Raw genomic sequence first — 12152 nt, 5'->3', positions numbered from 1 at the left:
GACTGCGCTCAGCATGACCGTTCTGGTTATTTACACACTTGCCAAAACGCCATTCAAAATCTCGGCGGCGTGCATCACCTTGATGGGCATTTTGGCACGGCGCACGATGCCTTCCAGGTGCATCAGGCACGACATGTCGCTGCCGGTGAGCACCTGCGTGCCGTTGCGCACGTGGTCGGCCACGCGGTCCTGGCCCATGCGGGCCGAAATGCCCGCCTCGCTCACGCAGAACGTGCCGCCGAAGCCGCAGCACTCGTCGTTGCGGTTGAGCTGGGTTAGCTCGATGCCGTCCAGAGAACGGAGCAGACGGCTGAGCTGGCCGTCGCGCACCGGGGTCATTTCCGATTCGTTGGCCTGGTGCAGGCCGCGCTGGCCGTGGCAGCTCAGGTGCAGGCCCACTTTGTGGGGGAATGCGCCGGGCAGCGCGTCCACCTTCAGTACCGTGCTGATGAAGTCAATCAGGTCGTAGGCCGCGCCGCGCACGTGCTGCACTTCGGCGGTTTGGTCGAGCTTGTCGAAGTGCTTGCGCACGTGGTACACGCAGCTGCCCGAAGGCGCCACCACGTAGTCGTAGTCCTGAAACGTGTTGACGAAGTGCTTGTAGATGGGCAGGGCGTCGCGCTCGCAGCCGCTGTTGGCCAGCGGCTGGCCGCAGCAGGTTTGTTGGGCCGGGAAGTGCGCCTGCACGCCCAGCTTTTCAAGCAGCTGCAACGTCGCAACGCCTACCTGCGGGTAGAACTGGTCGATGTAGCAGGGGACGAATAGGGCAACTTTCATTCTTGTTTTTCTAGCGTGTACGGTTGGGTGCAGGCGTGGCGCCTCACCCCCTGACCCCCTCTCCTAAGGGAGAGGGGGCACCGGTTATGCGTAGGCGTTAGGCTCCCCTCTTCCTTGGGAAAGGGGCCGAGGGTGAGGCGCCCGTTTACGCCGTTAATTCAATCTAGCTCGCCCGGCTCTGCACCACCATTGGCAGCTCGTCCTCATCCGTAAACAGCGGCTGGGTTTTCTTCAGTGCCTCGCCTTGTTCCAGGTGCACCAGGGCGCCCAGCGCCGTGGCCTGCGGCACTTCCAGCGTGCGGATTTCGGCCTTGGGGAAGTTCCAGCTCAGCGTTTGCATGAAGAGCGGGTTGCGGGCGAAGCCGCCATCCACGAAGATGGTTTTTTCACCCTGCCACACCAGGTGAATGGATTCGAGCAGGATGTTAATCAGCCCGTGCATGAGGTGCTGGTAGGCATCCGACGCGGTGCGGAAACCGCTCAGGTCCCACTCGCCGGCGGGCTCGTCGGGGAAAGGGCCGGTGCCGGCCATGCAGCCGGGCTTGAAGTCGGCGGAGGTTTCGTCGTAGGGCCGGGCCAGCACGATGGAGCGATAAAAATCCGGCTTCACGTGGAAGTGGGCCGCAATGCGCTCTACCTGAAAATCGTGCTCGCGGCCCAGAAACACGCGGGCGGCGCGGGTGGCCTCGCCGCGCGGCGTCATGAAGCTGAGGCAGTCGCGGCGCAGCAGCTCCGGCGTCAGGGGCTGGCTGTTGAAGGGGTTGATGGTGACCGACCAGGTGCCCGTCGAGACCAGCACGAAAGGCTCGTCGTTCTGCGCCAGATAGGGCATCACGGCCGAAGTGCTGTCGTGCAGGCCCACGCCCACCAATATGCCATCGACCACCGAAGCAATGGAGTCGCGCGTGAGCGGCGCCAGCTTCTCGTCGATGCCCTCGCGGCGCACCCACTCGTGATAGTCGCTGCGCTGGTAGTCCCACAGGTTGGTGTGGCAGCCCAAGGAGGTGTAGTCGCTGAATTTCTCGCCCGAAATCAGGTAGGAAAGGTAGTTGGGCAGGTGCAGCGAGGTGTGCACTCTGGCGTACTGCTCCGGCTTGGCGTATTTCAGCCAATACAGTTGCAGGCCGGAGTTCAGCATGCCCAGCTGCGGCGAGCATGTGTCGGCCGCAAATTCTTCCTTCGACTGGCCCAGCTGCGCGTAAAATTGTGCCTCAATCTCGGCCGGAATCGGCTTGAGGTAGTTGTAGAGCGGCAGCACAGGCTCACCGTCGGCGCCGAGGTGCACGAAGCTGGCCCCGTAGGCCGTGAAATTCACGCCCTTCACGCTGTAGTGCGGGTGCTGGCGCAACTGGCGCCAATGGTCGAGCACCCACTCGGTGAGGCGGGGCAGGTGGTCGCACACAAAGCCGTCGTCGTCGAGCACGTCGGTGCACACGTGCAGCTCCTCGTCAATAATCTGCTGGTCCTCGTCGAAAAGAATCAGCTTCTTGTTGGTCTTGCCGATGTCGAACACGGCGTACACCGACTTTTTCATGTTCTTTTTCATAGCCCCGTCGATACGCTGTGCTTGCCGCGCTGGCTGATGAGCTGCTCGCGCACGCCGGCGGCGCGGTAGGCCGCAATGGGTTTGATGGCGCCGCCGGCCCGCAGGTAGGCCTCCGACACCAGGGGCCGCACGTCGGTCAGGAAAGCGTCGCGCAGGATTTCCTCGGCGCGCACCACGTCGTTGGCTTCCTGGGCCTCGGCCAGGGCGTCGCGGTCCACGAGCAGGGCCTTGGCGTAGGCCGAAAGAATGTTCTCGACCGATTGTAGCAGGTCTTCCAGCGGGTCTTTCACGTTGTGGCTGGCGTCAATCATGTAAGCCACCGCTTCGGCGGGCACCGAGTGGTCCTGGGCGGCGTCCACCAGCTCGTTGAAAATCAGGAAGAGCTGGAAAGGCTTGATGCTGCCCGTGGTCAGGTCGTCGTCGCCATACATCGAGCCGTTGAAGTGGAAGCCCCCGAGGCGGCCAAACTGGCGTAGGCGGCCCACAATCTGCTCGATGTTGGTGTTGGGCAGGTGGTGGCCCAGGTCCACGAGTACCTGTGCCTGCTGGCCCAGCGCCTGGCACAAGGCCAGCGAGGTGCCCCAGTCCGGAATCACCATCGAGTAGAAGTTGGGCTCGTAGGGCTTGTACTCCACCAGCATGGTCCAGTCGCTGGGCATGGCCTCGTAGATGGCCGCCAGCGACTCCTGGGTGCGCAGAAACGCGCGGCGCAGGTGCTGCTGGCCCGGAAAGTTGGAGCCGTCGGCCAGCCACACGGTCAGGGTCCGGGCGTCGAGGTCGCGGCCGTGGCGCACGCAGTCGATGTTGTGCTGAATGGCCTGCTCGCGCACCGCCTTATCGGTGTTGCTCAGCGAGCCGTATTTGTACGTCTGGGCCTGGTCTTTCTGGTCCTGGAAGGTGTTGGAGTTCACCGAGTCAATCACCAGCCCCTGCTCTTTTAGCAGCTGCTTGAGGCCGGGGATGTCCTGCGGAATGTCCCAGGGAATGTGCAGGGAGATGGAGTTCGACGAGCGGTTCAGGGCTTGAAGTATGCCCACGTCACCGATTTTTTGCTCCAGCGTGCTCGGCTCGCCGCCTAGCGCGAAGCGGCCGAATCGGGTGCCGCCGGTGCCCAGCGCCCAGCTCGGAATGGCGACCTGAAAATCAATCAGCTTTTGCACCACGGCCTGAACGTCGGCCTGGCGCAGGCGCGGCGACTCGGCAAGGTGCTGAAATTGCGTGTGGTGCTCGGCCAGCAGCGGCTGGTTGAGTTCGGCTAGGCGTTGGTCAGAGAACATAAGGCCGTTGAAGAAGTAAGTCCGGTGTCAGATGGGTACAACAAATTACCCGTTTCCCTTCGCCGCAACTGTTCTGGGCTCTCCTGTTTTGCGCCGGAAACCTGACGTAGGGCGCCTCACCCCCGGCCCCTCTCCCAAGGGAGAGGAGAGCCTAATGATTGACGATTCCGGACGAAAGGTTATGTTCCAGCCGCTGTGACTCCCCTCTCCCTTGGGAGAGGGGCCGGGGGTGAGGAGTCTCTACAGCGACCCGCGCCGGATGGTGTAAAACGGGTTCTTCACCTTCACCCGCTTCTTCTCCAGTAACAGGGTGGCGGCTGTCTTGCCCATGGCCTCAAAGTCGGTGGTAATCACCGTCATATTCAGCAGCTCTTTCAGGGGCGTTTCGTTGAAGGAGATGATGCCCACTTCGCGGCCCAGCAGGTAGCTTGTCTGGCGGATTTTTTTCACCAGCTCCACCAAGTCGGTTTCGCGAATGACCACGTAGGCGGTGCCGGGAATAATCACCTCGTTCATGGCGTTTTCCACCACCGAAAACTCCTTGTTGCGCATCAGGCAGAAGGAGCGAAAACCCCAGGGCAATTCCTCGGGGTGGTTGGCGTCGGAGGGCAGCACCAGCACCAGGCGGGTGTACTTTTCCAGCAGGTCCTCGGCGTTTTCCAGCGCCCCGAAAATGTCCTTGTCAAAGTCCTGAAACACGCGCAGGCAGTCGTGCGGGAGCTCCGGAATGTCTTTGTCGAGTAGCACCAATTCCTGCGAGGGAATGGTGTTGAGAATGGCCCGCGACAGCGCCTTGTCGGTATCGAGGGTGAAGTGCGGCATCACCACGTAGTAGTTGTACTTGCCGAGGTTCTTCTCGATGATTTCCTGAAACAGGTTCACGTTGTAGTGGTGAATCTGCAGGTCGACGGTGGCGCGGTCGCCGAGGGTTTCGAGGAAGGCGTAGTAGATGATTTTCTTGTAGGAGCTCAGCTTGTTGAAGACCAGCAGAATCTTCAGCTTCGAGGTATCGCTGGCTTCCACGTAGTAGCCCTTGCCCTGCACCGAAGTGATGAAGCCCCGCTCGCGCAGCTCGCGGTAGGCCTTTTCCACGGTGTCGCGGGCCAGGTAGTGCTCCACGCTCAGCTCGCTGATGCTGGGCAGGTGGTCGCCGTTCTTGAGCACGCCGCGCTCGATGTCCATTATCACCGACTGCACAATCTGCTTGTACTTCGGCGTTTTATCGAGGGGCTTAAGTTGGAGTTGGTACATGCCGGGTGGGGGGCAAGGGCGGTGAATTCAGGCTGCTTTCCACCGGGAAACCCGGCGGGAGGCGGCGAAATTCAGTTGCACGAGGAAAAGAAGGAGCAAAACGACGGGCCTGGGCCCTGCCCCAAATGTAGCCCATCCGGCCATGCAAGGCGATAGATAGCCGGCATTATTTTGCACAAAAAGAACGTCATGCAGAGCATAGCGAAGCATCTTTACCGCTTTAGTAAATCTGGTTACTACCGCGGTAAAGACGCTTCGCTGCGCTCTGCATGACGTTCTAATTGTTCGTCATGCCAGCCGCTTAGCGCACGAAGGCCATGGCCACGCCGCCGTCCACGTTCAGCACGTTGCCGGTCGATTTGCTCAGCGAGCCATCCACGAACACGCGCACGGCTTTGGCAATGTCTTCCGACAACAGCTCCTCGCCCAGCAGCGTGCGCTTGGCGTAGTGCGCCGGCAGCTCTTCCACCGAGATGCCGTAGGCCTTGGCGCGGCCGGCGGCCCACTCGCCTTCCCAGATTTTGGAGCCGCGCAGCACGGCGTCGGGATTCACGGTATTCACGCGGATTTTGTCGGGGCCGAGCTCGGCAGCCAGCAGGCGGCTCATGTGCAGCTGAGCCGCTTTAGCGGTGCCGTAGGCCACGTTGTTGGGGCCGGCCACGAGGCCGTTTTTGCTGGCGATGTTCACGATGTCGCCGCCCAGGCCCTGCTGGCGCAGAATGGTGACGGCAGCTTGGCTCACCAGGAACTGGCCTTTCACCAGCACGTCGTTCAGGACGTCCCAGTCGGCCTGCGTGGTGTCGGCCAGCGGCTTGCTGATGCTCAGGCCGGCGCAGTTCACGATGATGTCGACGCCGCCGAACTGCAGCACCCCGGCGCGCAGCGACTCGGCAATGCTTTCGGCGCTGGTTACTTCGATGGGGGCGGTGATGGTGCTGTCCTTGCCGAATTGCTTGCGCAGGTCGGCCTGGGTTTCTTCGAGGCGGTCGCGGTCGGCGGCCACCACGCAGGCGCCGAACTTCAGCAGCTCCTCGCAGATGGCCTTGCCGATGCCGCCGGTGCCGCCGGTCACGTAGGCCACCTTGCCCGAGAGGGCTTTGGGCGGGGCCATGCGCTGCAGCTTGGCTTCTTCCAGCAGCCAGTACTCAATGTTGAAGGCTTCCTGTTCGGGCAGGCCCTGGTAGGTGCTCACCGCCTCGGCGCCCTTCATCACGTTGATGGCGTTGGTGTAGAACTCGGCGGCCACGCGGGCGGTCTGCTTGTCTTTCGAGAAGGAGAACAAGCCCACGCCGGGCCACAGGATGATGACGGGGTTGGCGTCGCGCACGGCCGGCGAGTTGGCGTGCTTGCTGCGCTCGTAGTAGGCCACGTAGTCCTTGCGGTAAGCCTCAAACTGGCTTTCGAGGTAGGTTTTTACGCTGGCGGCGTCGCCCTGCATCACGTCGGCGTCGAGCACGAGCGGGCGGATTTTGGTGCGCAGGAAGTGGTCGGGGCAGGAGGTGCCTTTCTGGGCCAGGCGGGGCAGGTCGTTCGAGTTCACGAACTCCAGCACGCGGGCGTCGTCGGTGTAATGGCCCAGCATGCGGCGCTGGCTGCTGGCCAGGCCGCGCAGCACGGGCATCACGGCGGCGGCGGCGGCACGGCGGCCGGCGGCGTCGAGGGTTTGCTCGCGCTTCACGCCGCCGAACACGGGACCTTTCTTGCCGTAGTTGGCCTCCAGGTACTTGGCGGCCTGCTCAATCACCTCCAGAGTGTTGATGTAGGAATCGTAGGAGGTGTCGCCCCAGGTGAAGAGGCCGTGGCCGCCGAGGATGACGCCGCGCAGGCCGGGGTTTTCGGCCACAATTTTCTCCAGCTGCAGGCCCAGGTCGAAGCCCGGCTTCTGCCAAGGCAGCCAGCCCATGCTGTCGCCCCAGATTTCGTGCATAATCTGCTCACCGTCCTTGCTGGCCGCAATGGCAATCAGGGCGTCGGGGTGCAGGTGGTCGATGTGCTTGAAGGGCAACAGGCCGTGCAGCGGCGTGTCGATGCTGGGCGTGGCGCACTTGGGGTCGAAGAGGCAATACTCGAACAGGCCCACCATCTCGTCCTCAAATTCCAGCCCGCGGTAGCGGTTTTTGAGCTGGTGCAGCTTCTCCACGTAGAGGTTGGCGCAGCCGGCTTTGGTGAGCGTGCCGATGTCGCCGCCCGAGCCCTTCACCCACATCACTTCGGCGGCTTCGCCGGTCACGGGGTTGGTTTCGGTGATTTTGCAGGAGGTGTTGCCGCCGGCGTAGTTGGTCAGGCGCAGGTCGGCGCCCAGCAGGTTGGAACGATAGAGGAACAGGGCCACTTCGTCGCCGGCCAGTTCGGCGGCTTTCGCTTCGTCCCAGAGGTAACTCACGTGCTGGAAAGTGAGGGTTTTTTCCATGATGATGCTTCTGTTGCGGTACAGAAATCGGGATAGGGTTGGGTTGGTGCAAAGGTGCCCGCCCGGGCTGGCTACCAACATCCTGCACTCTCCTGCTCGGCAATAAAAATGTTGACGGCGGAGCTAAAGTACAAGCTGCCGTGCCGGGGCGGGGCGCGCCGGGTGCCGTTATTTCGCGGTCAGGAGAGCACAGGAGGGTTTGTGCTCACTTACCGGGCAGCTTTGCCCAAAACCGAAAACACTATGGCTGTCATCTGGGGAGTTATCCTTCATGCGCTGGGCGGCTTCGCCTCCGGCAGTTTTTACCTGCCCTACAAGAAAATCAACGGCTGGGCCTGGGAAAGCTACTGGCTGGTGGGCGGCATCGTGAGCTGGCTGCTGGCCCCCTGGATTCTGGGCTACCTCACCGTGCCGCACCTGTTTGAGGTGCTGCACCAAGCCGACAGTTCCACCATTTTCTGGGCGTACTTCTGGGGCATTCTCTGGGGCACGGGCGGGCTCACGTTTGGGCTGGCCATGCGCTACCTGGGCCTGAGCCTGGGCATGGCCGTCACGCTGGGGCTGTGCGCGGTGTTTGGTACGCTGGTGCCGCCCATCTACGAAGGCAAGATGGGCGAGCTGGCCGCCTCGGCTTCGGGCCGCTACATTTTGCTGGGGCTGGGCGTGTGCGTGCTGGGCATTCTGATTTGCGGTCGGGCGGGCCTGCTCAAGGAAAAGACCCTTACGCAGGAGCAGAAGCAGGAATCCATTGCCGAGTTCGACCTGAAGAAGGGCCTGCTGGTGGCCGTGTTTTCGGGCGTGATGAGCGCCTGCTTCTCGTTCGGGCTCACGGCCGGGCAGCCCATTGCCGAACTGGCCGCCAAAAACGGCACCAACCCGCTGTTCGTCAACAACGCCATTCTGGTCATCATCCTGCTGGGTGGCCTCACCACCAACGCCATCTGGTGCCTCTACCTCAACGTCAAAAACAAGACCTATACCAATTACCTCAATCCTTCGTACCCGGCCCTGCGCAACATCCTGTTTTGCGCGCTTGCGGGCACTACGTGGTACTTCCAGTTCTTCTTTTATGGCATGGGCGACAGCCAAATGGGCGCCTACCGCTTCTCGGGCTGGACACTACACATGGCCTTTATTATTGCCTTTAGCTCGATGTGGGGCCTGATTCTGCACGAGTGGCGCGGCGCCAACCGCACCACCATGCGCACGGTCACGCTGGGCATTATTGCGGTGGTGCTGTCTACGGTGGTGGTGGGCTACGGCAACTACCTCGGCGACCCCGCGCACAAGGATGCGCAGGAGACAGCCTCGGTGCAGACCACCGAATAAGCGAAGCCGCTCTATTGGGGAATTAATAATTCGTGCCCACCAGCTGTTGAGAAACGGTTGGTGGGCACGACTGCTTTCGGGTGCCTGGTTGCCGGGGAATTTAGCGTTGGCCCAGCTCCCACTCATACGCTGGCCACGCGAAGCATGAAGCATTACGCCCGAATAACCGGTTCGGGCAGCTTTGCCAGATGGTCGCCCGTGGGAATGGCCAAGATTGGGTAAACAGGCGGCTGCCGGCACATTGTCCCGGCGATAGGAACCAAGAATGAAAAGATGCTACAGAATTTGGCAAATTCAGGTGAGCACAGGTAAGTGAGGGCTAGGGCCAATTCTAATTTCACCTCAGCTAAGGAAGCCCTTACTTACTGACAAGGCGTCTTCCGGCTCTTCCACAAACCCACCACACTACAAGTAGGAGTTATGAACAAACTATACCGGCTGGCATGCCTGATGCTGCTGGTGCTGGCGGGGCTGTATGCCCCGGCCGCCCTGGCTCAGAGCGCCACAACCCGAACCGTGAGCGGCAAGGTGACCACCGCCGACACCAAAGAAGCCCTGCCCGGCGTGACGGTGCTGCTAAAAGGCACCACCAACGGCGCCAGCACCGGCGTGGACGGCACCTACACCCTGCAGGTGCCCGCGGAGGGCGGCACCCTCGTGTTTTCCTTCGTGGGCTATGCCACCCAGGAAATTGCCCTGAACGGCCAAACCACCGTTAGCCCCGTGCTGGCCGTCGACGCCAAGGGCCTCGACGAAGTGGTGGTGGTGGGCTACGGCACCCAGAAGGCCGGCAACGTGACCGGCGCCGTGACCGGCATTTCGGCCAAGGACATTGAGGAGCGGCCCGTGAACCGCATCGAGAACGCGCTGGTGGGCCAGATGCCCGGCGTGTACGTGCAAACGCCCTCCGGCGAGCCCGGCGCCGATTTGCAGATTCGGGTGCGCGGCGCGGCCTCCATCAACGCCTCCAACGAGCCCCTGTACGTGGTGGACGGCGTGCCCGTGGACAACCTGCGCGGCATCAACCCCACCGACGTGGCCAACATTGAGGTGCTGAAAGACGCCGCTTCGGCGGCCATCTACGGCTCGCGCGGCTCCAACGGCGTGGTGCTCGTGACCACCAAGCGCGGCAAAAAGGGCGCGGCCAAGCTCAACTTCTCGGGTTTCACGGGCGTGCAGCTGGCCGAAAGCCGGCTGAAGGTGCAGTCGGCCGAGGAGTGGATTCAGATGCGCAAGGAAGGCATCGACATTGATTGGGTGAACCAGAACCCCGCCCTGAACCGCCCCACCGACTCGCGCGCCACCCGCCTGCAGCGCCTCACCGTGAACGGCGTGCCGCCAAGCACGACCAACGTCATTCGCTACACCTACGACCCCAAGTGGGCTTACGGCCAGGACAGCCTGGCCTACACCGACTGGCAGAACGCCATTTTCCAGCGCGCGCCCATGCAGCAGTACACGGTGGGCGTGTCGGGCGGCTCCGACAACGTGACCTACAACATCAACGGCTCGTACCTGGACCAGAACGGCATCATTGTGGGCACCAACCTGAAGCGCGCCACGCTGCGCGCCAACTTCGACGCCCAGATTAAGAAAGGCATCAAGCTGTTTATGACGCTGGCGCCCAGCATGGAATGGGCCAGCCTGGGCCGCGTGGACGGCACCGGCGGCCAGGCCCTCAACGCCGCCCAGATGCCCCCCGTGGGCCCCAAGGAGGCCGGCAACTACGTGGGCGCCCAGCCCTACCGCAGCTACAACTACTCGGGCAACTACATCAGCCCCGTGGCCGTGATGGAGCGCAGCGACGTGAACGGCACCCGCACCCGCCTCAATGCCAACATGGGCCTGAACGTAGACATCTACAAAGGCCTGCAGCTGCAGCTGCTGGGCGCGCTGGACAACGGCTACTACCAGGACCAGCAGTTTTTCCCCACCAGCACCGTTGTGACCTGGTACAACGCTCCTTACGAAGGCGCCCTGAGCCGCTCGCGCTACTACCAGACCTTCAACACGCGCTACCTGTTCCAGGGCGTATTTAACTACACGCGCAGCTTCGGCGACCACCACCTGAACGCCATTCTGGGCTACTCGACCGAGCGCACCCGCGAAGACCGGTCGCAGCAGCAAAACACGCAGCTGCCCAACGACTGGACCTACGTGTTTGACCGCTCGAACTCCACCACCGACCAGAACAACATCGCCGTGCCCACCAAGGACCTGCTGCTGTCCTACTTTACGCGCGCTCAGTACGACTACAAGCAGAAGTACCTGCTGTCGGCGAGCCTGCGCCGCGACGGCTCGTCGAAGTTCGGCAACAACCGCCCCTTCGGCTACTTCCCGGCCGTGAGCGTGGGCTGGCGCGTGTCGGGCGAAAATTTCATGGCCGGCGTGTCGGCTATTTCCGACCTGAAGTTCCGGGCCAGCTACGGCGTGACCGGCAACAACCGCATCCCGAGCAACTCGCAGTTTGCGGTGCTGGGCGTGAACAACTACCCGCTGGGCACCAGCCAGACGCCCACCACCGGCTACAGCCCCGCCAACTTCCAGAACGACGTGCTGGGCTGGGAGCAAACGGCCAGCTGGAACTACGGCCTCGACTTCAGCGTGCTCAACAACCGCTTGTCGGTGACGGCCGACTACTACATCAAGAACACCTCCGACCTGCTCTACACCGTGCCGGTGTCGTCCATCACGGGCTTCACGCGCAGCCTGCAAAACATTGGCAACGTGCGCAACGTGGGCGTGGAGCTGGGCCTGAATTCGCGCAACCTGGTGGGCGCTTTCGAGTGGAGCACTTCGTTTAACGCCTCTTACAACGACAACAAAGTGACCAAGCTGGGCTACGACGACACCCCCGTGCCCGGCGGCTTCCAGAACCTGACCAGCATTCTGCAGGTGGGCGTGCCCATCAACTCCTTCCTGCTCTACGACGCCATTGGCGTGTATAAGACGCAGGCCGAAGTGGACGCGGGGCCCAAAATGGCCGGCACCCGCGTGGGCGACGCCAAGTACCGCGACGTGAACGGCGACGGCATCATCAACAACGACGACCGCACCGTCATCGGCAACCCCCAGCCCAAGTTCACCTTCGGCCTGTCCAACAGCTTCCGCTACAAGAACTTCGACCTGAACGTGCTGGTGAACGCCCAGCAGGGCGGCGACCTGTACTCGCTCATCGGCCGCTCCATCGACCGGCCCGGCATGGGCTACCTCTACAACCACGCCGCCAACTGGAACAACCGCTGGAAGTCGGAAGCCGACCCCGGCGACGGCAAGACGCCCAGCATCGGGGCCACCACCGGCGCCTACTTCGACTCGCGCTGGCTGTATAGTTCTGACTACATCCGCGTCAAAAACGTGACCCTGGGCTACACCCTGCCCAAGAGCCATTTCTACTCCGGCGCCCGGGTATACTTCGCCCTCGAAAACGCCTACATCTGGCACAACTACACCGGCGGCTACTCGCCCGAGGCCCTGCAGCCCGGCGGCTACGACAACGGCAGCTACCCGCAGGCCCGCACCTACACGTTCGGCTTCAACCTGTCGATTTAAGTGCCTTCCC

At 62.4% G+C, this 12152-nt stretch carries 7 protein-coding genes; 2 read left to right on the top strand and 5 right to left on the bottom strand.

The features are described 5' to 3' along the window. Positions 1-30: 30 nt before the first annotated feature. From MUN81_RS16390 to MUN81_RS16370, 5 genes are all read right to left on the bottom strand, one after another. On the bottom strand, positions 31-777 hold the full coding sequence (locus MUN81_RS16390) for a (Fe-S)-binding protein (RefSeq protein ID WP_245112295.1): 747 nt from the start codon (positions 775-777) through the stop codon (positions 31-33). A gap of 163 nt (positions 778-940) precedes the next feature. Next, complete coding sequence (locus MUN81_RS16385) at positions 941-2323, bottom strand: FGGY family carbohydrate kinase (RefSeq protein WP_245112293.1); 1383 nt, start codon at positions 2321-2323, stop codon at positions 941-943. Continuing rightward, positions 2320-3600 carry a TIM barrel protein gene (locus tag MUN81_RS16380; protein WP_245112291.1) on the bottom strand — a complete coding sequence of 427 codons (1281 nt, stop codon included), beginning with the start codon at positions 3598-3600 and terminating at the stop codon, positions 2320-2322. The genes MUN81_RS16385 and MUN81_RS16380 overlap by 4 nt, the downstream gene beginning before the upstream one ends. 240 nt (positions 3601-3840) lie before the next feature. Next, positions 3841-4851, bottom strand: coding sequence for a GntR family transcriptional regulator (locus MUN81_RS16375; RefSeq protein WP_245112290.1), 1011 nt, complete (start codon positions 4849-4851; stop codon positions 3841-3843). Between the two features lie 301 nt (positions 4852-5152). Beyond that, entirely contained in the window at positions 5153-7261 is a 2109-nt protein-coding gene (locus MUN81_RS16370; protein ID WP_245112285.1) for a bifunctional aldolase/short-chain dehydrogenase, read from the bottom strand. Between the two features lie 243 nt (positions 7262-7504). Between MUN81_RS16370 and rhaT the strand changes: the two genes are divergently transcribed. Continuing rightward, the gene (gene rhaT / locus MUN81_RS16365; protein WP_245112284.1) at positions 7505-8590 is read left to right on the top strand and encodes an L-rhamnose/proton symporter RhaT; all 1086 of its coding nucleotides are present in this window, start codon (positions 7505-7507) and stop codon (positions 8588-8590) included. A gap of 420 nt (positions 8591-9010) precedes the next feature. Beyond that, complete coding sequence (locus tag MUN81_RS16360) at positions 9011-12142, top strand: TonB-dependent receptor (protein ID WP_245112283.1); 3132 nt, start codon at positions 9011-9013, stop codon at positions 12140-12142. Positions 12143-12152 lie beyond the last annotated feature (10 nt).

Source organism: Hymenobacter sp. 5317J-9, from assembly GCF_022921075.1.
GTDB lineage: Bacteria > Bacteroidota > Bacteroidia > Cytophagales > Hymenobacteraceae > Hymenobacter.
This window is presented reverse-complemented; position numbering and strand designations above follow the sequence as displayed.

Bases quoted from the DNA above. Each gene is read 5' to 3' on its own strand.
- MUN81_RS16390 (WP_245112295.1), bottom strand. From the start codon at position 777: ATGAAAGTTGCCCTATTCGTCCCCTGCTACATCGACCAGTTCTACCCG.
- MUN81_RS16375 (WP_245112290.1), bottom strand. From the start codon at position 4,851: ATGTACCAACTCCAACTTAAGCCCCTCGATAAAACGCCGAAGTACAAG.
- MUN81_RS16360 (WP_245112283.1), top strand. From the start codon at position 9,011: ATGAACAAACTATACCGGCTGGCATGCCTGATGCTGCTGGTGCTGGCG.
- MUN81_RS16385 (WP_245112293.1), bottom strand. From the start codon at position 2,323: ATGAAAAAGAACATGAAAAAGTCGGTGTACGCCGTGTTCGACATCGGC.
- rhaT (WP_245112284.1), top strand. From the start codon at position 7,505: ATGGCTGTCATCTGGGGAGTTATCCTTCATGCGCTGGGCGGCTTCGCC.
- MUN81_RS16370 (WP_245112285.1), bottom strand. From the start codon at position 7,261: ATGGAAAAAACCCTCACTTTCCAGCACGTGAGTTACCTCTGGGACGAA.
- MUN81_RS16380 (WP_245112291.1), bottom strand. From the start codon at position 3,600: ATGTTCTCTGACCAACGCCTAGCCGAACTCAACCAGCCGCTGCTGGCC.